Genomic DNA, 24,800 nt, shown 5'->3' on the forward strand with positions numbered 1-24,800 from the left:
AGGGGTCGATACCGTCGCCGTCATTGGCGACCCGACTTCGGTATCCAACCCGTTCGATCAAAGAATAGACCAGCCGCGGCAAAAGGCTCGCCAATGGTCCGTTTGGCGTAGACTGAGCGGGATTCGATCCAGGGATGGGAGCAGCAAGATGATGGGACGTTTTCAGTGGGTGTGGCGTCGGCTGCACCGATCATTGTGGTATCGAGCGACGCTCTTTTCGTTGGGCGGCGTGCTCACGGCGCTGATCGCCTGGCTGTTGACGCCCTGGCTGGATGTACCCTCGGTGGTCAGCATCGGGGCCAGCGCAGTAGATAGCATTCTCAATATCATCGCCTCGAGCATGTTGGCGGTGACGACCTTTTCACTGAGCGCGATGGTAACGGCTTATGGCTCGGCGACCAGCAACGTCAGCCCGCGGGCCACACTTCTGTTGATCGAGGACCGCATTACGCAAAATACGCTGGCGACTTTCATCGGCGCTTTTCTGTTCAGTCTGGTGGGGATCATCGCCCTGACTGCCGGTATTTACGATGAGGATGGTCGCACGCTGCTGTTTGCGGCGACGATCATGGTCGTCGTGTTGGTGGTCTATCAATTGATCAAGTGGGCCGGGTATCTAACCCGGCTGGGACGTGTTCGAGATACGATCGCCAAGGTCGAGCGTGCTGCCAGCAACGCGTTCCAGTCTCGCATCGAGAATCCTTACCTCGGTGGTCAGGCAATGCCGGAAGAGTGCCCCCCGGGGCTGCAACCCATTCGTACCGACAAGATTGGCTACATCCAGCATGTCGATATGCCACTGCTCGATTCCCTGGCAACGAGTGAGCGAGAGGCGATCTACGTTCAGGCACTGCCGGGCAAGTTCGTCGACAGCGGGGTCGTGTTGGCGAAGAGCCTGGAGGCGAATGACGAACGCGCCAGGAAGATTTCCAACGCTTTCACCATCGGTCCCTCGAGGCGTTTCGAGCAGGATCCGCGTTTCGGCATCATCGTGCTGGCCGAAGTTGCCTCCAAGGCGCTATCGCCGGGCATCAACGATCCGGGTACCGCAATCGACGTGATTGGTTGTGGCGTTCGCGTGCTGACGCCGTGGGTACGACATGCTGCCGACGGTATCGACGAGACCGAACAACCCGCCACGCATGTCTTCGTCGAACCACTCGCGACGGCTGATGTGTTCGACGATTTCTTCACGCCGATCGCGCGGGACGGCGCTTCCACCGTGGAGATCGGTATTCGGCTGCAGAAGGCGTTGAGCGCGCTGGCGCCGATGGGAGACGCGCACGTCGAGCGTATCGTCAGTGACCATCGTAAGCTGATGCTCAAACGCTTCGACCAGGGGCTGACGCTGGAAGAGGATCGTCAGCGTGTCAGGGAGTCGTCGAGCTGAGCCGACTCGACGAGATCGGCCTGCGTCGACAGACCCGGATAGATAGAGCTTGGTAGATAGGCCGTGTGGATAGACCGGCGCAGAGAGGCTGATTCATGCGTTTGCAGCACAGTGCGGGAAACGAAAAGGGCCGGCGAAATGCCGGCCCTTTTGTGTGGTGCCAATCTTGAGAACGATCGGCCCGCGGGTAACTCAGTTCAAGCCGAGCAGACCACGCAGCGTCGACAGATCCTCGGCGAGGACGGTCACGGGGCCGGTCAGGGCGCGACGGTCGGCATCGCTGACCTCGTCATATGACTCGAAGCCGGCGGTCGGGTCTTCGGTATCCAGGCGATAGTCGGCCAGGGTGGCTTCCACGTCGTCGAAATTGTCCTGAACTCGAGCGACGAAGTCGGCATCCTCTTCTGCAGCCAGCGGTTTGAACAGATCGAAGATTTCGCGAGCGCCGTCGACGTTGCCCTGGAAGTCCCATAGATCGGTGCGGCTGTAGCGATCCTCTTCACCGGAAACCTTGGTTGCCGCGACCTCTTCCATCAGCGCCGCCGCACCGCCGACCACCGTCTCCGGCGGGAAGGTCAGACCCTGAACACGGCTATCGAGATCGTTGACGTCATTCATCAACCCTTGGGCGTATGTCTCCATGCCGTCGGTGGTGTTGTCGTGGAACAGTGCATACTCCAGGCGATGGAAGCCGGTGAAGTCGGGGTCCTCTACACCCTTCTCGTAGTCGTCTTCACGCGCATCGATGCTGGCATCGAGATCGGCAAACAGCTCGGCGATGGGTTCGATGCGCTCGTAATAGACACGGGTGGGGGCGTAGAGCGCCTGGGCCTTCTCCACGTCGCCGGTCTTGATCGCGGCGGTGAAGTCCTCAGTGTGCGTGACCAGTTGTTCCAGATTGTCGAGCACGTAAAGCTTGTAGTCGGCGACCGGACCAACCAGGGCTTCGGGCGCGACGTCGGCGTGAGCGGTGGTGGTGAGCGAGAGCAGGCCGAGCGCGCCTGCGGTGAGCCACGCTGTCGGTAACTTCGAGGTTTTCATTATGTGTCTCCGTTGAGTGATCCGGGGGCTAGTCGGCGGTCGTGAACCACGAGCTCGTCTCCGCGAGCGTTGTTGTTTTGAAAGACTCGTTCTGCAAATTCTGTTTTGAAAAAATCCGGATAAATCCCGGGCGCTCTTGCGCCGATCGGGTTACGCGGTTGCAGCCAGCAGGCCCCGACCCAGAAAATCAGTCTCGTCGACCGCGCCGGGCAGGACGAAGAAATAGCCGCCGCCGACCGGTTTGATGTACTCCTCCAGCGGTTCACCATCGAGACGCTGCTGAACGGCGATGAAACCGGCCTCGAGGTCCGCTTGAAAGCAAAGGAACAGTAATCCCATGTCCAGTTGCCCATTGGTTTCGACGCCGTTGGAGTAGTTGAACGGCCGGCGCAGGATACGATTTTTCTCGGTCTCGGCGGTACGTGGGTTGGCCAGTCTGATATGGGCATCGAGCGGGGTAATGGCGCCTTCCGGATCACTGGCATAGTCGGGAACGTCCTGCTCCTTGCCCTCGACGCCCGCGCCTGTCTTGGAGAGAGGCGCGCCGCTCATCTTGCGGCGGCCGAAGATCGCTTCCTGCTCTTTCAATGGTGTGCGGTCCCAGCGCTCGACGAAGTTGCGAATGATGCGCGCTGCAAGATAGCTCCCGCCGTTTGCCCAGGCTGGCTCGTCGTGGTCCTGTCCAACCCATACCAGCTCGTCCATCAGCGCCTCATTGTCGCCCTCGGGGTTGGCGGAGCCATCGCGGAAGCCGAGAAAATTGCGGGCGCTGCCATCGACGTCCCCCGGCGAGGGTGGCAGCAGCGGCACGGTGCCTTCCTGTTTCCAGCGCACCATCAGTAGCCCCGGGGTGTTCTTGATGATGTCGCGCAGCGCGTGGTAACCGGTATCCAGGGTATTGGCGCAGATCTGCAGCGCCAGATCACCATGGCAACGCGCAGCATCCAGCGCATCATTGGGAAACCCCTGCATGTGCTGCAGACGCCTGGGCTGCAAGCCATCAAGCCCGTAGCGCTCATCGAACAGCGAGTCGCCGACCGCGAGCGTCATGGTCAGTCCATCGGGGGCGATTTCCGGTCCCAGAATGCCGGAGTCCGGCGGCGGGAACAGCGGATTGCGCTCTGGGATCCTGCCGCCCTGGGTCAGAAAGGCGATGCGCTCGGTCAAGATTTTCAGCAACGTCTCGAGATCGTCTCGATCCCGTGCCAGTACGTCGAACGAGACCAACATGCCGCTGGCTGGACGAGGGGTGACGACACCCTGTTGATGGTGGCCGTGGAACGGATAGCGCAGCTGAGAATCCTGTTCCTGCGGGGCGCTGGTGACGTCCTGACCGTGCCCTGTCGCGGCTAGCGCCTGGGCCGGACACGCGCTGCCCAGCGCGAGACCACCGAGTGTGACGCCACTGAGACCGACCATCCCTGCGCTTTTGAGAAACCGGCGGCGTTCGAGTTTCATCGAGGAATCGATGGCCTTCGACTCGGAAACTTCGGTCGCGCGAGACGTGGTCTCGCAGGCGTTGGTCTCACGGGATGTGGTCTTGAATGAAAAAGGGCAGCGTGATGGGTGATCGGACTGACTCATAAGCGACGAACCGGGCCGTTTAGCCTTCCAAAGTGAGTGCGTGATTGATGTCGGAGAGCGAGTTGGCCAACGCCCGGGTTGTCTGCAGCAAATCAGCGTCGTCAACTGCGCCTCGCGATGTGGGCGAATCGGTGTCCGCCTGAAGGTCCCGTTGTAGCGCGGTCAGATTGGACTCGAGCGTGTGCAGGATTTCCGGGGACTGGCTTTCCAGCAGTGGCGACAGCAGCGAGACGATTTTGTCGGCGCCTTCCGTCAAAGCGATGAGATCGGCGAGATCCCGCGCTTCGATGCTAGTGTCGTCGCGGTGATGATCGAGCCACGTTTCGAGCACGCGAGCGCTGCCGTCCGCCAACTGCTGGGGCGGAATCGAAGCGCTCTTGAGCCGGGTGGCCAACGTTTCCACGTCTGTCACCAGCTGTTCGGCAGCGGTACTCAAGTCCGCGGTGCTCTGACGCTCGAACAGACCGCCGGCGAGCCGATGGAAGCCGACGAAGGCGGGGTCATTCTCGCGTTGCTCGAAATCGTCGGCATGCGCATTGAGGCGCTGGTCGATATCACTGAAGAGGCCGATCGGCATCGCCAGATGCAGATCGATGCGACGCGCTTCCCGGTAGGCCTGCTGGGCTGCCGAGAGATCGCCGGCGGCTATGGCATCACGTAATTCATCGGCGCTGCTGCGGAGCTTTCGCAGTTGCAGTGTGGTGTAGACGCGATATTCAGCCAGCGGCCCGATGAAGGCCGTGGTGGAAAGGGCGGCAGGTTCGGCATTCGAGTCGCCAGCGACGACGTGCAGGGTACCGTGCGGATTGCTGAGCAGACCACAGGTCATCGCATAGTCGCCGGCTTTCAGCGTGGCGGTCAGCGGCTGGCGTAGGCCGGGAGCGATATTTTCACGTTCCGCGAGCACCATGACGCCGTCGACGATTTCCCACTCGATGGCGCGATCCGACTGATTGACGACGGTAAAGGTTCGTTGTCCGGCGGGAACTTCCAGACGATTCGGCTCGCAGCCACTGGAAGTGACGTTGACCCGATAACCGTCTTCGTTTGGTGATCTGACCGCCTCGAGCGACAGGGTGAATACACCCAATGCAAACAGCACGAGCAGGAACGACATGACGAGGCCAAGGCGCAGCGCGCGCGGAGAGGGCGTCGCAGGGTGAACGGCGTTGGACATGACTTCAGGCCCGCCCTTGCTGAGTGCGGGGTGCCGGTGCGATCCGGCGTGATGTCGGACGTGGTTGCAACAGCCAAAGCGCAGCGACGAGATAGCCGACATAGGCGACTACTTCGCTGACCGTCGGAGCAGGCTGATAACCGAAGATGCCGGCGAACAGCGAGCCGAGCGGCGTATCCAGCGGTAGGGTATTACTTAGATCGAACACGACCTGTTGGGCATGATTCCACAGCCCGGCTTCGTGCAACGCACGCACGGAGCCGGAGAATAGGCCGGCAGCGACCAACAGAATGAACATCCCTGTCACGCGGAAAAAATGCCCCAGCGGTAGTTTCAGGCTGCCACGATAGAGAGCCAACCCGGCGACTGCGGCGACACCCAGACCAAGCAGCGCGCCCAAAGGTGCATGAGCGCTGGTGCTTTGCTGAAAAACGGCGAGTAGGAAGAAGATCGATTCCAGGCCTTCGCGTGCCACGGCCAGAAAGACCATGACGATCAGTGCATAGGTGTGTCGTCGACCACTACGAAAAGCGTGGTCGAGCGCTTGTGTCAGCCCCTGGCGCATACCGCTGGCGGCGCGCCGCATCCACAGCACCATCCAGGTCAGGACGCCAACGGCGAGAAAGCCGACCACGGCTTCGAACATTTCCTGCTGGCGCTGCGGGAATTCCGCACTGGCGAACTGCAGGCCTGCACCGACGAACAGGGCCAGCGCTGCGGCCAGGAAAATGCCGATCCAGACGGCGGGCATCCAGGCGCCACGCCCGGTCTGGCGCAGATAGCTTGCGATGATGCCAACGACGAGAGCGGCTTCCAGTCCCTCTCTCAGCATGATTAAAAATGGTACCAACATGATGGGAACCCGATTGCGAACGAAACGATCATCAGACAGAACCGCACGTGGCGGGCGAACGGCACGAATGATACGTGTTATCAAATGCAATCGGTAATGATTTTTCGTTTAACCATCGGGATCGCGACATCAGTTCGGCTAACCGGCTGCTTTCTGTTCTAAATGCGACATCGAAGTATCTGATGGCGGTTAGCCTGTCGCGGAGAGATAAAAACGCATGCGTCGTGTCGTCACAGGGATTACAGTCGAACTAGACCGTCAAGGCGCTGTAAAAGTCGCCTGGCGATCGCTGTCACGAGTCGTCCGACGCCGATGAAATCGCCATGGACCGAGACCGACAGATGCCAGGGAACCGATAACAATAACCGTTCTATATCCTTGGAGGAGACGTGAAATGGCAATCAATCCCGTTCGAGGCACCGGCCGCGCCAATGCCGTACCGGAGCCGCAGACACTAGGTTTTCTGCTGCTGGAAGACTTCACTCTGATCTCGCTGGCCTCGGCAATCGAGCCGTTGCGAATGGCCAATCAACTGGCCGGTCGCGAGCTGTACCGCTGGTACGTGATGACCATGGATGGCGCCCCTGTGCGAGCCAGCGATGGCATGCAGGTGACGCCAGATGCCAGCGCCTACTCGCCGCTACGGCTCGACTGGCTGGTGGTCTGCGGTGGCGTCGCGCCGCAACGCTCGGTCACGCCGGCCTTGCTGACCTGGCTGCAGAGTCGCCATCGTCAGTTGAGGCGGGTTGGCTCGGTCTGCACCGGCAGTTGGGCGCTGGCACAGGCCGGCCTGCTTAACGGGTACGATGCCAGCATTCACTGGGAGTGTCTGGCTGCGATTCAGGAGGCTTATCCCCGCACGGCCTGGAGCACACGGTTGTTCTCGATCGACCGCGATCGTTTCACCGCCTCCGGTGGTACCGCACCGCTGGACATGATGCTCAATCTGATCGGCCGCGATCACGGCCGCGAGCTATCCGCGGCCATTTCGGAAATGTTCATCTACGAGCGTGTGCGCGGCGAGGAGGATCAGCAGCGAGTGCCTCTCAAGCACGTGCTGGGTACCACTCAGCCTAAGCTGCTGGAAATCGTGGCATTGATGGAAGCCAATATCGAAGAGCCGATCGAGCTCGACGAACTGGCAAGCTACGTCGATGTTTCCCGGCGTCAGCTCGAACGACTGTTTCAGCGCCATTTGCACTGTTCGCCTTCGCGCTACTATCTCAAGCTGCGGCTGACGCGCGCGCGACAGCTGCTCAAGCAGACTCCGCTGCCGATCATCGAGATCGCTTCCGCTTGCGGCTTCGTTTCCACGCCTCACTTCTCGAAGTGCTACCGCGAGTTCTTCGGTACGCCGCCGCGTGAGGACCGTGGTGAAACGTTGAAGATCCGCCGGCTGGAGCCTGCATTCGTTCCACTGGCGGGCAGCGATCCGCTCATGCAGTCCAGCAGCGCTACCGTCGCGTTGAGTCATGCCCGGGGAGAACCGACCTACGCCAGTATCGCCCTGGGGTGAGAGCGGTTGATCTGATACCTACCGATCGGGCGGCTCTTGTGCCGCCCGATGTCTTCTTGCAACTGACGCCGTTTTGCCGCTCGATATCGCCGTGTTACCTGCGTTCTGTTGGCCTACATAACGGCTCTGGCCACAATGACCACGATCCCGAAAGTAATGACACCAGCAACGACCGGCCAGCCTAATGAACGCGTGCGCCGCCAGACGACGAGCGTTACTCCTAACCCTATGAGCGTTGCCAGCCAACCGGCGGCATCGGGAGTGCGGGGTACCAGTGATACGCCCAGTACCGCGGCGATCATCATCGGTCCCAGAACCACCAACCACTTCGGCAGCGCGTCGACGGGGCCATTCGCCTCGCGGCGCGTCAGTCGTTTCTGCATCCAGAGCAACGGCAGCAGCCGGATCAGATAGGTACCTAGCGCCGCCACGAGCATGCCGATCCAGAGTTCGAGGCTCATGCGCGTCCCCCTCTGTCTGGTGTGGTCGTCTCCGGCAGGCGGACCATATAGAAGCAGAATGCACCGCACGTCGCTGCCAGCGGAATGCCGATATTGGTCAATCCTATCAGTGTGCAAAGCAGGCCGACGGCGACACTGGTGCTGAGCGCGGCGGCCCAGCGTCGCGAAGTGAAACGTGGCACGATCAACACCACGAAGAGCGCCGGCAGCGCGAACGGCATTACCTCCCCGAGCAGCGGCCAGCGGCTCGTCAGCCACTCTCCCGCCACCGCACCCAGCAGCGACCCCGCGATCCAACTGAGCCAGGCCAGCAGTGCTGCGCCGAAGAACCAACCGACGCGCTGCGATTCCGGCAACTGCGGTAGCCGGCTGTGGGCCAGGGCGAAGATCTGGTCGGTGAGGCCATGCATCAGCCACGGCCACCAGCGACTTCTTGGCAGCCAAGGCGCCAGGTTTGGCGCGTAGACGACGTGGCGCACGTTGATCAGCAGTGTCATCGCCACGGTCAACCATAGTGGAGAGCCGCTGGCGATCATCCCCACGAACAGAAACTGCGAAGCGCCGGCATAGATCAACGTCGAGATCGCCATCGTCTCGGCAGTGCTGAATCCGGCCTGAGTGGAAATCAGCCCGAACGAGATCGCCACCGGGATATAGCCGCCCAGTAACGGGACCGCCTCGCGCACCCCCATCAGCCAACCTTGGGGTCGACGTGATATCCCGATGTCAGACATTCGATTCATCTTCCTTGGTGTGGGCGATAGTGACTTGATTTGGACGAAAGTGACCGGTCGTGTGGCGGTCATGTCGCGGGGGCGACAGTCCTGAGCCGAATCGACTGTTCTATCCAACGAGCTCTCGCGCGTCAATCACGTCTCGCATGGTCGGTACTGTCGGGTATGGCTGTCGTGGTGAGGACATTCGATGTGGCGCAATCGGAACACTCGAATTCGCTTTCGGTCGGCGAGTGGCGCGGACGCAGGGATATGCTGCGCAGAACAGTCGTCCCGGTGCTTCAACAAGCCAATTCGTGACGGGCGCCCAACCAAGGAGGATTTCCGCATGCCGACGTCATCTCTGCACGACGATGCCATCATCATCGATGGTTTGATCATCGCCAAGTGGGATCGCGCGCTATTCGAGGATATGCGCAAGGGTGGGCTGACCGCCGCCAACTGCACGGTGTCGGTGTGGGAGGATTTCGAAGCTACCGTCGACAATATCGTCAGCGTCAACAAGCTGATGCGCGATAACGCCGAGCTGGTGCGGCCGGTGCACACCACCCGCGACATCACTCGCGCCAAGGAAGAGGGCAAGACCGGAATCATTCTCGGCTTCCAGAACGCCTATGCCTTCGAGGATAACCTGGGCTACGTCGAGATCTTCAAGAAGCTCGGCGTGGGCATTACCCAGATGTGCTACAACACCCAGAATCTGGTCGGCACCGGCTGCTATGAACGCGACGGCGGGTTATCCGGCTATGGCCGCGAGGTGATCGGCGAGATGAACCGCGTCGGCATGATGTGCGATCTCTCCCACGTCGGTTCCAAGACCTCTGAAGAAGTCATCCTCGAGTCGAAAAAACCGGTCTGCTACTCCCACTGCCTACCTACCGGTCTGAAAGAACATCCTCGCAACAAACGCGATGACGAGCTCAAGTTCATCGCCGACCACGGTGGCTTCGTCGGCGTGACCATGTTTACGCCTTTCCTGCGTGCCGGCGTCAACGCCACGGTCGAGGATTACGTCGAGGCGATCGTTTACATCATGAATATCGTCGGTGAGGACGCCATCGGTATCGGCACCGACTTCACCCAGGGCCAGGATGAAGCCTTCTTCGAGTGGCTGACTCACGACAAGGGCTACGCTCGTCGCCTGACCCGCTTCGGCGAAATCATCAATCCCAAGGGTTTCCGCACGATCGGCGAGTTCCCCAACCTCACCCAGGCACTGCTGGATCACGGTCTTTCCGAGCCGGTGGTGAGGAAGATCATGGGTGAAAACTGGATGCGGACTCTTGGCAACGTCTGGGGCGAGTAAGCCGGCTGCGCGTCGCGAATTCGGCGTTGAAGTCTGCCGGCCTCTGCTCATGTACAACCACGTCACTGTGCGATACCGACAGACTTCGCCTGATCTTCGATCGCTCGCTCGGCTCCTCGAATATCGCAGAAGATACGGCTCGCAGCTTGCAGTCAAAGAACAATTTCCGAGGTAATCGATATGACCCTGATGGCCCCTGAACTGCCGATCAACGTGGACAGCGACACCGGTATCTGGACTACCGATGCGCTGCCGATGCTCTATGTGCCGCGCCACTTTTTCATCAACAACCATATGGCGATCGAGGGTGCATTGGGTGTCGATGCCTATGCCAAGCTGCTGTATGACGCTGGCTACAAATCGGCCTGGTACTGGTGCGAGAAGGAAGCCGCGCTGCATGGCATCGAGGGCGTGGCGGTGTTCGAGCACTACATGAATCGTCTCTCGCAGCGTGGTTGGGGGAAGTTCATCACCGACGAGATCGATCTGGAAGCGGGCACGGCGAAGATTCGCCTTGAGCACTCCTGTTTCGTCTATCAGCTCGGCAAGACCAACACGAAGGTCGACTACATGTTCACCGGCTGGTTCGCCGGCGCCATGGACCAGATTTTAGAAGTTCGCGGCAGTGAGGTTCGCACCCACGCCGAGCAAACCCAAAGCGGCGCTGAAGAGGGTTGCGATGTTGGCTATTTCGAAGTCGATCCGCGCTGAGTTCTTTCTTGAAGCGATCCGAGCTCGGACCGCCTTCACCTACCGGATTTACCCGTCAATCGACGCGTTCTGAGCTCAATTAGCCCCGCCAGAGGGCAGAGAGGAGTCACCGACCATGGCGCACGAAGCCTTATTCAAGCCGATCCAGATCGGTAAGCTGACGATACGTAACCGTGTGGTCAGTACCGCTCACGCCGAGGTTTATGCCACCGATGGTGGGATGACGACGGACCGTTACGTCAGGTATTACGAAGAGAAGTCGAAAGGCGGCTGCGGGCTTTGCATCTGTGGGGGGTCCTCGCCGGTTTCCATTGATAGCCCGCAACAGTGGTGGAGTTCGGTCAACGTCGCCACCGATCGCATCATTCCGCATTTCCAGAATCTTGCCGATGCCGTGCACAAACATGGCGGCAAGATCATGATCCAGATCACACATATGGGTCGTCGCTCGCGCTGGGATGGGCACCACTGGTCGACACTGATGTCGCCTTCGGGCATTCGTGAGCCGGTCCACCGTGCGACCTGCAAGACCATCGAGGAAGAAGAGATCTGGCGCGTGATTTCCGATTTCGCCCAGGGCGCACGCCGGGTGAAAGAGGGCGGCCTCGACGGCTGCGAGTTGTCTGCTGTTCATCAGCATTTGATCGATCAGTTCTGGAGTCCACGCGTCAACAAGCGCACCGACCAGTGGGGCGGCAGCTTCGAGAACCGTATGCGCTTCGGCATGGAGGTGCTCAAGGCCGTGCGTGCCGAGGTTGGTGACGATTTCTGCGTCGGCATGCGCATCTGCGGTGACGAGTTCCATCCGGACGGCTTGTCTCAGGATGACATGAAGCAGATTGCTGCCTATTACGATGCCACCGGCATGGTCGACTTCTTCGGCGTGGTCGGCTCCGGCTGCGACACCCACGACACGCTGGCCAACGTGATCCCTAACATGTCCTATCCGCCGGAGCCGTTTCTGCATCTGGCGGCGGGCATCAAGGAGGTGGTCTCGGTGCCGGTGATTCACGCCCAGAACATCAAGGATCCGACCCAGGCCGAGCGCGTGCTCGAAGGCGGCTATGTCGATCTGGTGGGGATGACCCGCGCCCATATCGCCGACCCGCATCTGATCGCCAAGATCAAGGCCGGGCAAACCGATCAGATCCGTCAGTGCGTGGGCGCCAACTACTGCATCGATCGCCAGTACCAGGGCCTCGACGTGCTATGCATCCAGAACGCCGCGACCTCGCGGGAGTATATGGGCCTGCCGCACATCATCGAGAAATCCACCGGCCCTAAACGCAAGTTGGTGGTGGTCGGTGGCGGCCCCGGTGGGATGGAGGCGGCCCGCGTTGCCGCCGAGCGCGGCCACGATGTCACCCTGTTCGAGGCCGAGCCGCAGTTGGGCGGACAGATCACTTTGGCGTCCAGAGCGCCACAGCGTGACCAGATTGCCGGCATCACCCGCTGGTACGAGATGGAGCTGTCGCGTCTCGGCGTCGACATTCATTTGGAAACACGCGCTGACGACGCGACGATTCGCGACCTGCAGCCGGACGTAGTGGTTCTCGCCAACGGCGGCCATCCGTTCCTCGAACAGGTGCCGGAGTGGGGCTACTCGGACAATCCTGACGAGAGGCTGGTGGTCAGCAGCTGGGACATTCTTGGTGGCAAGGTAGAACCCGGCAGCAACGTCCTGATTTACGACACCATGTGCGAGTTCAGCGGCATGTCCACTGCCGATTACTGCGCCAGCAAGGGCGCCACGGTCGAGATCGTGACCGACGACACCAAACCTGGCGTGGCCATTGGCGGCACCACCTTCCCGACGTATTACCGCAGCCTCTATCAGAAGGCGGTGGTGATGACCGGCGATCTAGCGTTGCACAAGGTCTATCGCGAGGGCGACAAGCTGGTGGCGGTGCTGGAGAACGAATACACCGGCGAGCATGAGGAGCGCGTGGTCGATCAGGTGATCGTCGAGAACGGCGTGCGGCCGGATGAAGGCCTCTATTACGCGCTGAAGGATCGCTCACGCAACCACGGTCAGATCGATCTCGAAGCGCTTTACGCAATTCAGCCGCAGCCAACCTTGGCCGAGACGGGAGAGTTCGCGCTGTTCCGGTTGGGAGATTGCGTGGCGCCGAGGAATACGCATGCGGCGATATACGATGCGCTCCGCCTCTGCAAGGATCTTTGAGGCGGGACGGGCTGAGCTCGACGTCAGCGGCTTTTTTGGAGAAGCACCATGTTGCAGACGCTACTCCCCATCTTGATCTTTGCGGCACTGATCGTGGGCGCGATAGGCGCCTTGCGCCGCGTGCGGTTATGGCGGCAGGGCCGGCGCTCGCCGATGGTGTGGCGGCGAATCTTGCTGATACCGAAGCGTTATCTGAACGATCTGCACCACGTCGTGGCCCGCGACAAGGCGATGGCACATACCCATGTGGCGACGGCTGGCGGCTTCGTTGCGGCAATGGCGCTAGCAGTGGTGGTTCATGGTTTTGGCTGGCGCCATCCGATTCTCGGCGGGCTGCTGCTGGCGGCGAGTGCCGCGATGTTCGTCGGTGCGCTCGCGGTCAATCGTCGTCGTGTGAAGCCACCTGAAAAGCTCTCAAGGGGTCCCTGGCAGCGGCTCTCGAAAAGTCTGCTGGCCTACTCGGTCGGAATGTTTCTGATCAGTCTGCCGCTGGTTGGCATCGCTCCCGCATTGTTCGGCGGCGGCGTACTGGCCGTGTTGCTGATCGCGCTGGTGGCATGGGGCGTGCTGGAAATGATCGTCGGCATGGGCTGGGGTGGACCGATGAAACATGCCTTCGCCGGGTCGCTGCATCTGGCATTTCATCGCCGTCCCGAGCGCTTCGATGATCGGCATCCCAAGTCTATCCGTCCGTCCGGCCATCAATTCGATCAGGATGCTAGCCATGACGAGCACCGTGGCAGCCGCTCGACGGCACTGTTTCCGCTGGACCTGAACGCTGAAAAGCTGGGCGTGGAGAAGCCCGCCGATTTCCAATGGGAGCAGCTGTTGGGCTTCGATGCCTGCGTGCAGTGCGGACGCTGTCAGGCGGTGTGCCCAGCGTTCGCCGCGGGCCAGCCGCTCAATCCCAAGAAGCTGATTCAGGACATGGTCGTGGGCATGGCCGGTGGTACTGACTCGGGCTATGCAGGTTCCGGCTATCCCGGTATCGAAGTGGGTAAACACCACGGGGCGAGCGCCGAGCCAATCGTCCCACAGCTGGTCGAAGCCGAGACGCTTTGGGCCTGTACGACTTGCCGCGCCTGCGTGGAAGAGTGCCCGATGATGATCGAGCATGTCGATGCGATCGTCGACATGCGCCGCTTCATCACTTTGGAGCGTGGTGAAACCCCGGAGAAGGGCGCGGCCGCGATCGACAATCTGATCGCGACCGATAACCCCGGCGGTCTAGACAACGCCTCCCGGCTGGACTGGGCAGCGGATCTGGAGATTCCGCGCATCCAGGATCGTCCTGAAGGGGTCGACGTGCTGCTGTGGCTGGGCGATGGCGCTTTTGACATGCGCAATCAGCGCACGCTGCGTGCGCTGGTGAAGATACTGCGGGCGGGTAATGTCGACTTCGCCGTGCTCGGCGATGAAGAGCGCGACAGCGGCGACGTCGCCCGGCGTCTGGGTGACGAAGCGACGTTTCAGCGCCTGGCCGAGCGCAATATCGCGACGTTCTCGCGCTATCGCTTTCAGCGCATCGTGACCGCCGATCCGCACAGTTTCCACGTCATCGGTCGCGAGTACCCCGCCTTCGGCGGCGAGTACGTCGTCAAGCATCACTCGACCTTCATTGCCGAGCTGTTCGACGCGGGGCGGCTGAGCGTCGCAACGTCTGAGCAGCGCGAAACCATCACCTATCACGATCCCTGTTATCTGGGTCGCTATAACGGCGAATTTGCCGCGCCGCGCCAGGTGCTGGCGGCACTGGGACTCGACGTGGCGGAAATGGAGCGCTCGGGCTATCGCTCGCGCTGCTGTGGCGGGGGCGGGGGCGCTGCGCTATCCGACGTACCCGGCAAGGCTCGGATTCCCGACATGCGCATGATCGATGTGCGCGAGACCGGAGCGACGACCGTCGCGGTGGCCTGTCCGCAATGTACCGCGATGCTCGAGGGCGTGGTCGAACCGCGCCCCCAGATCAAGGATCTGGCCGAGCTGGTCGCCGACGCGCTTATCGAGCAGCCCACAGCTGCGGACGATATCGTGAGCCCGGCCGACTCCGAATTTTTCGATGAGGTGCCGGCATGAGCATCAGGCGTATCGACCCCCACGCCGAGCGCATGCGTCGCAATCGGCTGCATCCGCGTCACCAGGAGTTTGCGCGTCCGGCGTGGCGCTGGATCAGCGCCGAGGGCGTAACCCGAGTCAATCCGCACCTCGTGGGAGCCATCGGCCCCAACGGCATCAAGCGCATCGATCGCAGCGGCGCCTCGGTCGAATCGAGCAGCGTATCGGCTTCTCAGGCTAGCGCGGAACCCTCTCGCCGACAGATCGTGATCGCCGAGCCGGCGGGTTACGTCATGGTGGTGCCGGAGCTGGCCGAAGGGCGCTTGAGCGATCACGACCGGGATCTTTTCGGCCTCGCCAGACAGCTGGCCGACGACCGTCGATTGGCGGTCACCGCAATCACCTTTCAGGGTGGCGTGACCGGCCTGGAAGAGGCCGGTGCGGATCGCTGGCTCGACCTCTCGGCGAGCGCCGAGGATGGCGATTATTGCCCCGAGGCGCGACTGGCGGGGCTCGAGCGGATCGAAGCGTCGCTGTCGCCGGCACACTGGTTGTTCGCGGATACGTTCCCCGGCGGTGGCGATCTGGGGCGGCGTCTGGCGGCGCGACTTTCGGTCCCGTCGGATGGTGCGCAAGGCGAGCGCGCGGCGACGCGAGTGTGGCAGGTGGCTGACGGCAAGAGCCTGTCGCGGGCCGGCGATCGCCAGGATATTCAGCGCGACGTACCGCGAGTGCTGCTGGCGCTACCCGAGTGCGCCGAACCGGTCAGCGAGACACGCCACGAGGCGCGGCCGATGATGGTCGACACCGGGCAGAGCGGCACCGATGCGGCTGTCGACATCGGCATCATCGATCGTGGCCGGGTAGCGGTCGACCCGCAGCAGATCCCGCTGGCGCAGGCGCCGTTCATCCTCTCGGCCGGGCGTGGTATCGGGGACTGGGAAGGCTATCACCACGCGGCCCGTGTGCTCGGCGCCAGCGAGGGCGCGTCGCGTGTCGCTGTGGACGACGGCTATATGCCGAGAGCGCGTCAGGTCGGTGCTACCGGGACGTTCGTCTCCGCCAGTTGCTATATCGCGGTGGGGATTTCCGGTGCGGTGCAACATCTGCAGGGCATCGCTCGATGCCAGCGGGTCATCGCGATCAATAGCGACCCGAGCTGCGATATGGTCAAACGCGCCGATCTGGCGATCATCGCCGATGGCGACGACGTGCTGAAAGCGCTCTGTGAATCTCTGGGTCAGCCGAAAGCCTCCAGTCAACCGGGCGAGGAGCCTCTGCATGATGCCGCCTGATGATGCCAATAGCGTGTCCGTATTTGCTCTGGTCTCCAGCGGACGCCACCCGGTTTCCGGGCGTGCCGGACGCGCCCGAGAAGACGCGCGTGCCGTCGAGATGGGGCTGATGCTGGCCGGATCGGCGCTGAAGCTGGCCCATGCCGGCGACGCCGACGATGGGGCGTTGCGGGATTGCCTGGAAGCGTATCTGGGCATGTTTCACGGGCTCGGCGATGATCGTCCGGGGGAGCTCTCGCTGCTACCCATGACGACCGAAGACGATGCCGTGGCAGCACTGTCGGAATGGTTGGCGAATAGTGGTGCACGACTGGTGCTGACCGGCCAGCGTGCCGAGTGCGGCGAGGGTTCCGCCATGCTTCCCTATCTGCTGGCGGAACGGCTTGGCTGGTCGGTGGTTGCCGGCATCGCGGCGATCGAAAGCGTCGATGCGGGTAGCGCCACGCTGTTGCAGGCGTTACCGCAGGGGCAGCGGCGGCGGCTAGACGTACGCTTGCCCTGTTTGGTCGCCGTCGATGCGGTTGCCCCCGCGCCGCGACAGAGCGCCTTCGGGCCCGCACGGCGCGGCAGCATCAACGTAGTCGAGGGTATCGAGACGAGTCCCGATACCGCTCGTCGAGCGTGGCAGACTCAGCCGGCGCGAGCCAGACCCAGGCGGCTCAAAGTTGTGAAATCCGGCAACGCCCGGGATCGCTTCAAAGCCGCGGCGGCCAAGTCTTCTGCGTCAGGCGGTCAGGTGCTTTCCGGGCTGACGCCTGACCAGGCGGCTGAGAAGCTGATCGATTATCTACGTAAGGAGAAAATACTGAGAGAAGAGAAAACTCCTTCCATCAGCGAAGAAGCGTCCGCCGCAGATCAGTAGGCCATCGGTTTCGGCATGCGCGCTGACGCCGACTGGGCGCCAGGCACGATGCCTCTCGGTTCGACGGGACGGAAGTTGAAGATCGACGATCCGCGTATCGACTGCGCCCGGCCCGTCAGGGTACATATTGGTGGCGGAAGACAGGCTTGGAGACGAGCGTCAACATTGAGCACGATGCGGATTGGCCGATCAACTGTCAGCCGCATGATGGATATCAATAACGTCAAACAGGAGGTGGGAGATGATGATCGTTGATCTCATCGATGGCGAGGATTTTCGTCAGCGGCTGGTTTCTCTCGGCGTGCGCATTCCGGAGGAAGCATGCCCGGAGACCTGCGCAAGGCTGGCTGCGGGCTGCTATCGCGCCAGAGGAATAGACGGGCTTGAACCTGCCATTCGTGACCTGATGCAGCACACCGATGTGATGTTGCCGTCAGTGCGGGAAGCGATAGAGCGCCATCTGCTGCCGGTTTTCAGCGGTGTCTGAGTCGGCATTTTTCGATGCCGCCGATGTTACCGATATGGCTGTCTCATGGCCGCGGTGAAACCTGCCCGCTAGAGTCGGCGTAACCCCCACATGAAGTAGACGCCGCCAATCAGTGCGGCGATCAGGCCTGCCGGCAATTGATAGGGGAAGAACAGGTTTCTGCCCAGCCAGTCGGCAGTCACCATGACCAGCATCCCCAGTAGCCCCGCGCCGATCAACTGGTGCCGTGCGCCATGGAAGCCCATCAGCCGTGCCATGTGCGGAGCCATCAAGCCAATGAACGACAGCGGGCCGATGACCAGCGTCGCGGCGACGGTCAGCAGGGCGACCAGCGCGAGCAGCAGTAGTCGGCTACGATCCACGTTCATCCCCAGAGCCTTGGCCGTGGGTGCCCCCAGCGGAAGCAGCGTCAGCCAGCGCTGAAGTGGCAGCGCCAGTGCAGCCAGCACGATCGCGATTACCACGACCCAGGCGCTGGAGGTCAAGCTGGCGTAGTAGGTCGAGCCACCCAACCACGAGAGCAGCTGCTGGGCGCGAGGGTCCTCACTGGCCAGCACGATGGCGCGCATCGCATCCAGCAGTGATGAGATGGCAATGCCGGTCAACAGCAATCGTTCGGGGGCAAAACCACTGCGGCGATTGCAGACGATCAGCACCAGCAGGGCCACGGCGGCGCCGCTGAATCCCATGACAGAGCCGCTGAGCGGAGCGATGCCAAGCGGTAACAGCATCAGCGCAATCACGCCGATCGCCACGCCGGCACTGATACCCAGTACCTCCGGACTGGCCATTGGGTTGCCGGTCATGCGCTGCAACAGCGTGCCGGCAATGGCTAGCATCAACCCGGCTGCGGCGGCTGTGGCGACTCTCGGCAGGCGCCAATCGACGACCAGTGCCAGATCACCGCTCCCCACCAGGCTGGGATACATCGAATGGCTATCGAGCATGAAACCGATGCCGAGCGCCGCGGCGCAGGCGATGACCGTCAGCCCTCCCAGAATCCACAGACGTCGCGGCGGGTGCGAAAGGCGCGGTAGCGTCAGCCCCGTGCTGGGCGTTGGTCGTGATCCACTGACCCTCAGACGTGGCAACAGCCACAACAGTAGCGGGGCGCCGAGCGCTGCCGTCATGGCGCCCGTTGGCAGCAGCGAAGCGGTGAATGGTGAAAGTTGCTGTACGGCGAGATCCGTCACGGCAAGCAGCAGCGAACCCAGAATCATCGACCAGACCAGGCGCTGGGACAGCGTACGAGCCCCGGAAAGCCGTGCGAGGGCGGGAGCGGCCAGGCCGATGAAGCCGATCAAGCCGATGGCGCTGACCACGCAAGCCGTCATGAAAATACCCAGTCCCAGGCCTGCGAGGCGCAATTTGTGCAGCGAAATCCCCAGGCTCTTGGCACCTTCCTCTTCGAGATCCAGCAGCGAAAGCGGGCGCAGCATCAGTAGCGCCAGCACCATCACGATACCCAGGCGCAGCAGCAGAAACTGGGTGTCTTGCCAGTTATCCTGAGCGAGTGCCCCTGATCCCCAGATGAACAGTCCCGACAGGCTCTCCTGATGGAAAAGCAGCAGCGCGCTGTTGATGGCGCTGAAGTAAAGGCTGACCACCATGCCGGAAAGGACCACCACCATCGGCGCCAGGCGCCGCTTCCACGATAGCGCGAAGACCAGCAGCGTGGCGACGATCCCCCCAAGCAGCGCGATCCATTCGCGTCCGGCCAGCATCCAGCCAGGTGCCCACAGCGTGGCGATCACCAATGCCAGCTGCGCTCCGCTGGTCACGCCCAGCGTTGCCGGAGACGCCAGTGGATTGCGCAGTACCTGCTGCATCAGACACCCGGCCAGCGCCAGCGCCGCGCCACCCAGCAGCGCCACCATCAGGCGGGGGGCAAAGGTATAGTGCATTACGATCTGACGAATCTGATCGTCGTCCGGAGCGACGATGGCTTGCCACCAGTGCCCCGACAGGTCGATGAATTGAATCTCCAGCGTGGCGTAGCCCAGGGCCAGGGCCAGCAACGCCAGGCCGGTTGCGAACCAGGCAGGTGTCTGCGCGCGAAGCTTCATGGCGCGCTGGCCAGCCCAGCGGGGCTCGTCGTGCTGACTTCGACCAGCGACCGGGCGAGGCGTTGCAACGATATCAGCCCGCCATAAGGCCACACGGGATCGATATAGCTCACGCGACCCTCGCGGACCGCAGGCAAGTGCTGCCAGATCTGGTTGTTGGCGAGTTCGTCACCCACCCCGCGCGGATAGGGCTTGATGATCACGATGCGCGCCTCGGGACGCTCCGCGAGCCGATCGATCGGAATGCTGGCATAGCCCCAGGCATTGGTAGGCCCCGTCCAGGCATTGGTCAGGTCGGTACGCGAGAAAAGGGTTCCGATCATGTTGCCCTGACCAAAGACGCGAACGTGCTGGGCATCGCTGAACTGGACGATGAAAAGGGGTGTCTCGGTATTCTCAAGGGCACGCGCAGCCTGATCCAGCACCTGGTTTGTCTCGGCGATCAAGTCTTCCGCCTGCGCTTGTCGATCGGTCAACCTGGCGATTTCGCGAGTCATCGCCAGGGTCGCTTCGTAGTAGGGCAGGTCGGTGTAGAAGTTGTCGATCACCTTCACCGGCATCAGCCGCTCGAGACGCGCGTTGTCGCGAGAAAACAGCGCGCTGGTCATCAACAAGTCCGGTGGATCCTGAGCCAGAAGCTCGAGATTGGGCTCGTTGCGCAGTCCCATGTCCAGCGTCGATTGGGGAATCGCAGGTGCCTTGACCCATTCGTCGTAATTGGAAATGTCGGAGACGGCATAAGGCTTGACGCCGAGCGCGATGAGCGTCTCCGCCACCGTCCAGTTGGAGGCGGCGATCCGCAGCGGTTTCGAATCGGCGTCGGCCTGGGCGTCCGCAAGCGCGGTGCTCATCCCCAGCAGCACGGCAACCGCAAGTGCGAGGAGAGCGGGAAAAGAGCGAACACGCGGCAAAGTGACGGTTTCCTGGCGACGGAAAAATGGCACGGGTTCATCCGGCCAGAAACGCGGCACCGGATGCGACTACGGGCGGTGATGGTAGATCGAATGACAATCGTTATCAATAAAGAGCGAGGCTTGACGACTCGAAATTCTTGTGCGCATAAGAAGCGTTCTCATTTTCATTTCGTCGAAGTGCGTATAGAATGCCGCTTATCGTGCGCCATACGGCTGATTCATGTCCTCAGCCAGTTCCAGCATCGCCGCTTCCGTTGTCAAACCAAGAACAGGTCTAAAACGACATGCCAGCAGGGAACTCGTCTTTAGGAAATCGTCGCCAGGCCTATCGCCTGATGACTTTCGTAGCCATCAGCACCGTGCCGTTGGCGTCTTCGGCCTGGGCTCAGAGCCCTCCCGGCGACAGCCAGTCTCTCGATACGGTCACCGTGACCAGTCAGGCGATTCTGACCCAGGGCGATACGCCGCCGCCGGCTTTTGCGGGCGGGCAGGTCGCTGCGGGAGGACGGATCGGGATCCTGGGCGAGCAGGACACGATGGACGTGCCGTTCAATGTCATCAGCTATACCGATGAGCTGATCGAGAACCAGCAAGCCGATACGCTGGGTGACGTACTGCAGAACGATGCCTCGGTAATGGTCGGCAAGGGTTTCGGCAACTACTCGGAGTCATTCAAGATCCGCGGGTTCGATCTGTACGGTGACGATATTTCCTACGGCGGGCTCTATGGCGTGCTGCCTCGTCAGTTGATCAACACCAGCATGATGGGCCGCGTCGAGCTGTTCAAAGGTGCCAGCGCGTTTGCCAATGGTGTCCCGGCTGGCGGGACTGGCGTGGGCGGGGCGGTCAACATCGAACCCAAGCGAGCGACCGACGAGCCGATCACGAGAATTTCCACGGGATACCAGTCGGACAGCTACGGTGAAACGCAGCTCGATGTCGGTCGACGTTTTGGCAATCAGAACGAATATGGCGTTCGGGCCAGTATCAACCGTGGGCGTGGGGATACGGCCATCGATGACGAGAGCCGCAAGAATACCTCTGCCGTTGTGGGCCTTGACTACCGGGGCGATCGCGCTCGGGCATCGCTGGATGTCGGTCACCAGAAGTCAGTCATCGATGGCGGGAGGCTAAACGTGAACCTGACCAACTACACCGGGGATTCCGTGCCCTCGGTACCGGATTCTGACAGCAACTACACCCCCAGCTGGAATCGCTCGAGCCTGGAGACCAACTTTGCCATGTTGCGTGGCGAGTATGATTTCAGCGACTCATGGACCGGCTATGCGGCGATCGGGGGTAATCGCACGCATGAACGGAGTCTATCGGGTTCTGTGAGTTTGTTAGATGAAACTGGCGACGGTACGGTCGGCCAACTGGATACCGCCTACCAGTCGGAAACTTTCGCCAGTCAAGTCGGTTTGCGCGGTCAACTGGATACTGGCCCTGTTTCTCATCAGGTCAATCTGGGCTACTCGAGTGTCTATGCACGTAAAGACGTGGCTTACACGTTTGGCAGTGGTTCGAATCTTCCAACCAATATATACGAACCAGCCGATGTGCCGGTCAGAGATGGGGGGAGCCCATTCGGAGATGTTAGCGATCCCAATACGACTGGCCGAACCTATAACAACGGTGTTGCATTGTCCGACACCTTGGGCTTTTTCGATGATCGTCTATTGCTGACCTTGGGCGGACGTTATCAAGAAATCGAGGTCAACAATTACAGTGCGCTTGATGGCTCCCGAAGCAGTCGCTTTACCGAATCGCGCATCACGCCCGTCTATGGCATCGTCTATAAGCCGACGGCGGCGATCTCGCTTTATGCCAACCATGTCGAAGCGCTGCAGCAAGGTGAGTCAGCACCAGCGCAAATCGGGGGCATGCCGGCCAGCAACGGCGGCGAGATTCTAGGCATCGTGCGCTCCAAGCAGGACGAGATCGGCGCCAAGTTCGATTACGGCAATATCGGCGGCGGCATCAGCCTGTTCCAGATCGAGCAGCCGCAGGTCAGCATCGAGGACAACACTGCCGGCTACAACGGCGAGCAACGCAATCGCGGCATCGAGCTGAATGGCTACGGCGCGCCAGTGGATGGCGTGCGCGTGTTGGCAAGCGCGACCTTCATGGACCCGGAGCTTCGCAATACCACCAATGGAGAGAACGACGGCAACAACGCGCCGGGTGTACCGACCTATCGATACGTGCTGGGTGGTGAATGGGATATTCCGCATGTCGATCGTCTCACCGCCACTGGCCGGTTCATCCGCACCGGCTCGCAGTACGTCGACGAAGCCAACAACCTCGAGGTCGATCCCTGGAATCGTCTCGACCTGGGTTTCCGCTACACCATGCCGCTCAACCAGGCGAGCCTGATCTGGCGCGCAGGCATAGACAACGTGACCGACGAAGATTACTGGGAGTCTGCCGCCACGACTGGCTTCCAGACGCTGGTTCAGGGCGAGCCGCGTACCGTCAAGTTATCGGCCACCGTCGAGTTCTGATCGGCCTGCGAACGGTCAAGAAACAAGGATTGAGAGAAACCAAATGGCGCCCGGCAAGGGCGCCTTTTTGATGGGGTGGGTAAAACTTACCGCTTGGCGACTTGCAGCGTGGCCGGAGTTTCGACTCCCAGATTGGCGCGCAGCGTTTCGCTGTACCAGTTTACGAAGTCGATGACGCCGAACTCGTAGGTCTTCGAATAGGGGCCGGGCTGGTAGGCCAGCGAGTTGATACCGAGTTGATTCTCCTCAGCCAGACGGCGGTCCTGATCATTGGTAGCGTCCCAGACCTGGCGCAGGCGTTCGGGGTCATAATCGACGCCTTCGACGGCATCCTTGTGAACCAGCCATTTGGTGGTGACCAGCGTTTCCTGCGGGCCCAGCGGCAGTACCCTAAAGACGACGGCGTGGTCGCCCATGAAATGGTTCCATGAATTGGGCAGATGCAGGATACGCAGCGAGCCCATGTCCGCGTTGGGCATATGGCCCATCAGCTTGTTGCAGCCCGGTTTGCCATCCATGGTCATCGAGACGATACCGTCGATCAATGGCGTGCGGGTGAGGCGGTTACGCTTGCCGAAGCGTGCCAGTTGCCACGGGACCTCGCAGGCAGTCCAGTCGGCCTGCTTGCGGGCGACCAGATCGCGATATTCGCCGGTGGAGCGCGGATCGTCGGTGTCGTCGAACTCGATCAATGAGTTGAGCAGTTCCGGATGCGCACCGTTGCAGTGATAGCATTCGCGATTGTTCTCGATGACCAGCTTCCAGTTGGCGCGCTCGACGATATTCGATTCCACCGCCACCTTGACGTTGTCCATCTCGTAGGGCGAAAGGTAATGCTCTAGCGAGACGAGGAAGTCGTCGATCGGCTCCGGCTCGTCGCTCAGATTGATGAACACGAATCCCCCCGCGCTCTTTACCGCCACCGGCTTGAGGCCGTAGGCGCTCATATCGAAATCGGTGCCCATGTCGCTGCCGGCGAACAGCAGCCGGCCATCCAGTTCGTAGGTCCATTGATGGTAGGGGCAAACCAGCTTGGCGACCTTGCCCTTGTCCTTCAGGCACAGTCGCGAACCGCGATGGCGGCAGACGTTATGAAACGCCTGAATGCGATTCTCGGCGCCGCGTACCACGATGATCGAATTGCTGTCGATCTCGAGCTTGACGAAGTTGCCCTTGGCGGGAATCTCGCAGCTCATGCCGGCGAATAACCACTGTTTCTCGAACACTTCCTGCATTTCCAGCGCGAACAGGCGCGGATCGTTGTAGAACGGCTGCGGCAGCGAGAACGTTGGGTCGCGCTGGTCCAGCATGTCGGCCACGGCTTGACGGGTACCGGCAAGTGAGTCCTCCAGGCTATCGCGTGGAAGTGGTGACATGAACGCATCCTCATCAGGGTATAGCGTCGTTTCCGCATCTTGGCGAAAACGATCGGATAAATGACGTGTGGCAGTGGCGGTGATTGCATCCTTGCGGCCGTCCTGCGGCGAAGTGTCGCTCAGGTGCTTCCCGTTAAATTGTCCATCTGCGACATTCGTCGAGTTGAGGACGACCGACGATACAAATAGCTGACGCCGCATATCGAATCGGCGTGCGGTGCCTACGCAAAACATGGTTTGCCATGGCGGATAATCAGATGCGCGCTTGGCCAGGTTTTGATCG

At 61.3% G+C, this 24,800-nt stretch carries 19 protein-coding genes; 10 read left to right on the plus strand and 9 right to left on the minus strand.

The window, feature by feature from the left end:
- Positions 1–148: 148 nt before the first annotated feature.
- Positions 149–1,390: a DUF2254 domain-containing protein gene (locus tag DOM27_RS08250; protein ID WP_110655557.1), complete on the plus strand. Its 1,242-nt coding sequence runs from the start codon at positions 149–151 to the stop codon at positions 1,388–1,390.
- A gap of 192 nt (positions 1,391–1,582) precedes the next feature.
- On the opposite strand, the gene efeO (DOM27_RS08255) is transcribed toward DOM27_RS08250, so the two are convergent.
- The 4 genes from efeO (DOM27_RS08255) to efeU all read right to left on the minus strand — a co-directional run bounded on the left by efeO (DOM27_RS08255) (position 1,583) and on the right by efeU (position 6,045).
- The gene (efeO, locus tag DOM27_RS08255) at positions 1,583–2,431 is read right to left on the minus strand and encodes an iron uptake system protein EfeO (RefSeq protein ID WP_110655558.1); all 849 of its coding nucleotides are present in this window, start codon (positions 2,429–2,431) and stop codon (positions 1,583–1,585) included.
- A 150-nt stretch (positions 2,432–2,581) separates the two neighbouring features.
- Positions 2,582–3,889 (minus strand): iron uptake transporter deferrochelatase/peroxidase subunit, encoded by a 1,308-nt coding sequence (gene efeB / locus DOM27_RS08260; RefSeq protein ID WP_110656398.1) that lies wholly within the window; start codon positions 3,887–3,889, stop codon positions 2,582–2,584.
- Positions 3,890–4,034: 145 nt separating this feature from the next.
- The gene (gene efeO / locus DOM27_RS08265; RefSeq protein WP_188113700.1) at positions 4,035–5,192 is read right to left on the minus strand and encodes an iron uptake system protein EfeO; all 1,158 of its coding nucleotides are present in this window, start codon (positions 5,190–5,192) and stop codon (positions 4,035–4,037) included.
- Positions 5,193–5,196: 4 nt separating this feature from the next.
- A complete protein-coding gene (gene efeU / locus DOM27_RS08270; RefSeq protein WP_110656399.1) occupies positions 5,197–6,045 on the minus strand; it encodes an iron uptake transporter permease EfeU in 849 nt (282 codons plus the stop codon).
- Positions 6,046–6,439: 394 nt separating this feature from the next.
- On the opposite strand from efeU, the gene gbdR reads away from it, so the two are divergent.
- Positions 6,440–7,561: a choline metabolism transcriptional regulator GbdR gene (gbdR, locus tag DOM27_RS08275; RefSeq protein ID WP_110655560.1), complete on the plus strand. Its 1,122-nt coding sequence runs from the start codon at positions 6,440–6,442 to the stop codon at positions 7,559–7,561.
- A gap of 113 nt (positions 7,562–7,674) precedes the next feature.
- Here gbdR and DOM27_RS08280 read toward each other — a convergent pair whose 3' ends face one another.
- Together DOM27_RS08280 and DOM27_RS08285 are read right to left on the minus strand one after the other, a co-directional pair.
- A complete protein-coding gene (locus DOM27_RS08280; protein WP_110655561.1) occupies positions 7,675–8,022 on the minus strand; it encodes an AzlD domain-containing protein in 348 nt (115 codons plus the stop codon).
- Positions 8,019–8,756: an AzlC family ABC transporter permease gene (locus DOM27_RS08285; protein ID WP_425353287.1), complete on the minus strand. Its 738-nt coding sequence runs from the start codon at positions 8,754–8,756 to the stop codon at positions 8,019–8,021. Before DOM27_RS08285 ends, DOM27_RS08280 begins: the two co-directional genes overlap by 4 nt.
- Positions 8,757–9,084: 328 nt before the next feature.
- Between DOM27_RS08285 and DOM27_RS08290 the strand changes: the two genes are divergently transcribed.
- The 7 genes from DOM27_RS08290 (at position 9,085) to DOM27_RS08320 (ending at position 17,657) form a co-directional block, all read left to right on the plus strand.
- A complete protein-coding gene (locus tag DOM27_RS08290) occupies positions 9,085–10,062 on the plus strand; it encodes a dipeptidase (RefSeq protein WP_110655563.1) in 978 nt (325 codons plus the stop codon).
- Between the two features lie 180 nt (positions 10,063–10,242).
- On the plus strand, positions 10,243–10,773 hold the full coding sequence (locus tag DOM27_RS08295) for a DUF5943 domain-containing protein (RefSeq protein WP_110655564.1): 531 nt from the start codon (positions 10,243–10,245) through the stop codon (positions 10,771–10,773).
- A gap of 115 nt (positions 10,774–10,888) precedes the next feature.
- Entirely contained in the window at positions 10,889–12,958 is a 2,070-nt protein-coding gene (dgcA, locus tag DOM27_RS08300) for a dimethylglycine demethylation protein DgcA (RefSeq protein WP_110655565.1), read from the plus strand.
- 48 nt (positions 12,959–13,006) lie between these two features.
- Positions 13,007–15,034, plus strand: coding sequence for a (Fe-S)-binding protein (locus DOM27_RS08305; protein ID WP_110655566.1), 2,028 nt, complete (start codon positions 13,007–13,009; stop codon positions 15,032–15,034).
- On the plus strand, positions 15,031–16,308 hold the full coding sequence (locus tag DOM27_RS08310; protein ID WP_110655567.1) for an electron transfer flavoprotein subunit alpha/FixB family protein: 1,278 nt from the start codon (positions 15,031–15,033) through the stop codon (positions 16,306–16,308). Before DOM27_RS08305 ends, DOM27_RS08310 begins: the two co-directional genes overlap by 4 nt.
- Positions 16,295–17,170: an electron transfer flavoprotein subunit beta gene (locus tag DOM27_RS08315; RefSeq protein WP_342588608.1), complete on the plus strand. Its 876-nt coding sequence runs from the start codon at positions 16,295–16,297 to the stop codon at positions 17,168–17,170. Before DOM27_RS08310 ends, DOM27_RS08315 begins: the two co-directional genes overlap by 14 nt.
- A 241-nt stretch (positions 17,171–17,411) precedes the next feature.
- Positions 17,412–17,657: a hypothetical protein gene (locus DOM27_RS08320; RefSeq protein ID WP_110655568.1), complete on the plus strand. Its 246-nt coding sequence runs from the start codon at positions 17,412–17,414 to the stop codon at positions 17,655–17,657.
- A 68-nt stretch (positions 17,658–17,725) separates the two neighbouring features.
- Here the strand turns inward: DOM27_RS08320 and fhuB are convergent, their stop codons facing one another.
- Together fhuB and DOM27_RS08330 are read right to left on the minus strand one after the other, a co-directional pair.
- On the minus strand, positions 17,726–19,723 hold the full coding sequence (gene fhuB / locus DOM27_RS08325) for a Fe(3+)-hydroxamate ABC transporter permease FhuB (RefSeq protein ID WP_110655569.1): 1,998 nt from the start codon (positions 19,721–19,723) through the stop codon (positions 17,726–17,728).
- On the minus strand, positions 19,720–20,667 hold the full coding sequence (locus DOM27_RS08330) for an ABC transporter substrate-binding protein (protein ID WP_110655570.1): 948 nt from the start codon (positions 20,665–20,667) through the stop codon (positions 19,720–19,722). The genes fhuB and DOM27_RS08330 overlap by 4 nt, the downstream gene beginning before the upstream one ends.
- A 305-nt stretch (positions 20,668–20,972) precedes the next feature.
- Between DOM27_RS08330 and DOM27_RS08335 the strand changes: the two genes are divergently transcribed.
- The gene (locus DOM27_RS08335) at positions 20,973–23,141 is read left to right on the plus strand and encodes a TonB-dependent receptor (RefSeq protein ID WP_245392644.1); all 2,169 of its coding nucleotides are present in this window, start codon (positions 20,973–20,975) and stop codon (positions 23,139–23,141) included.
- An 86-nt stretch (positions 23,142–23,227) separates the two neighbouring features.
- Here the strand turns inward: DOM27_RS08335 and DOM27_RS08340 are convergent, their stop codons facing one another.
- The gene (locus tag DOM27_RS08340) at positions 23,228–24,517 is read right to left on the minus strand and encodes an aromatic ring-hydroxylating oxygenase subunit alpha (protein ID WP_110656401.1); all 1,290 of its coding nucleotides are present in this window, start codon (positions 24,515–24,517) and stop codon (positions 23,228–23,230) included.
- Positions 24,518–24,800: the final 283 nt, after the last annotated feature.

This window comes from Salinicola halimionae (assembly GCF_003206065.1).
Lineage (GTDB): Bacteria > Pseudomonadota > Gammaproteobacteria > Pseudomonadales > Halomonadaceae > Salinicola > Salinicola halimionae.

Coding starts and splice junctions, on each gene's coding strand:
- DOM27_RS08320 (WP_110655568.1), top strand. CDS start 17,412: ATGATGATCGTTGATCTCATCGATGGCGAGGATTTTCGTCAGCGGCTG.
- DOM27_RS08340 (WP_110656401.1), bottom strand. CDS start 24,517: ATGTCACCACTTCCACGCGATAGCCTGGAGGACTCACTTGCCGGTACC.
- gbdR (WP_110655560.1), top strand. CDS start 6,440: ATGGCAATCAATCCCGTTCGAGGCACCGGCCGCGCCAATGCCGTACCG.
- efeU (WP_110656399.1), bottom strand. CDS start 6,045: ATGTTGGTACCATTTTTAATCATGCTGAGAGAGGGACTGGAAGCCGCT.
- DOM27_RS08335 (WP_245392644.1), top strand. CDS start 20,973: ATGACTTTCGTAGCCATCAGCACCGTGCCGTTGGCGTCTTCGGCCTGG.
- DOM27_RS08295 (WP_110655564.1), top strand. CDS start 10,243: ATGACCCTGATGGCCCCTGAACTGCCGATCAACGTGGACAGCGACACC.
- DOM27_RS08250 (WP_110655557.1), top strand. CDS start 149: ATGATGGGACGTTTTCAGTGGGTGTGGCGTCGGCTGCACCGATCATTG.
- efeO (WP_110655558.1), bottom strand. CDS start 2,431: ATGAAAACCTCGAAGTTACCGACAGCGTGGCTCACCGCAGGCGCGCTC.
- efeB (WP_110656398.1), bottom strand. CDS start 3,889: ATGAAACTCGAACGCCGCCGGTTTCTCAAAAGCGCAGGGATGGTCGGT.
- dgcA (WP_110655565.1), top strand. CDS start 10,889: ATGGCGCACGAAGCCTTATTCAAGCCGATCCAGATCGGTAAGCTGACG.
- fhuB (WP_110655569.1), bottom strand. CDS start 19,723: ATGAAGCTTCGCGCGCAGACACCTGCCTGGTTCGCAACCGGCCTGGCG.
- efeO (WP_188113700.1), bottom strand. CDS start 5,192: ATGTCCAACGCCGTTCACCCTGCGACGCCCTCTCCGCGCGCGCTGCGC.
- DOM27_RS08305 (WP_110655566.1), top strand. CDS start 13,007: ATGTTGCAGACGCTACTCCCCATCTTGATCTTTGCGGCACTGATCGTG.
- DOM27_RS08290 (WP_110655563.1), top strand. CDS start 9,085: ATGCCGACGTCATCTCTGCACGACGATGCCATCATCATCGATGGTTTG.
- DOM27_RS08315 (WP_342588608.1), top strand. CDS start 16,295: ATGATGCCGCCTGATGATGCCAATAGCGTGTCCGTATTTGCTCTGGTC.
- DOM27_RS08280 (WP_110655561.1), bottom strand. CDS start 8,022: ATGAGCCTCGAACTCTGGATCGGCATGCTCGTGGCGGCGCTAGGTACC.
- DOM27_RS08285 (WP_425353287.1), bottom strand. CDS start 8,756: ATGTCTGACATCGGGATATCACGTCGACCCCAAGGTTGGCTGATGGGG.
- DOM27_RS08310 (WP_110655567.1), top strand. CDS start 15,031: ATGAGCATCAGGCGTATCGACCCCCACGCCGAGCGCATGCGTCGCAAT.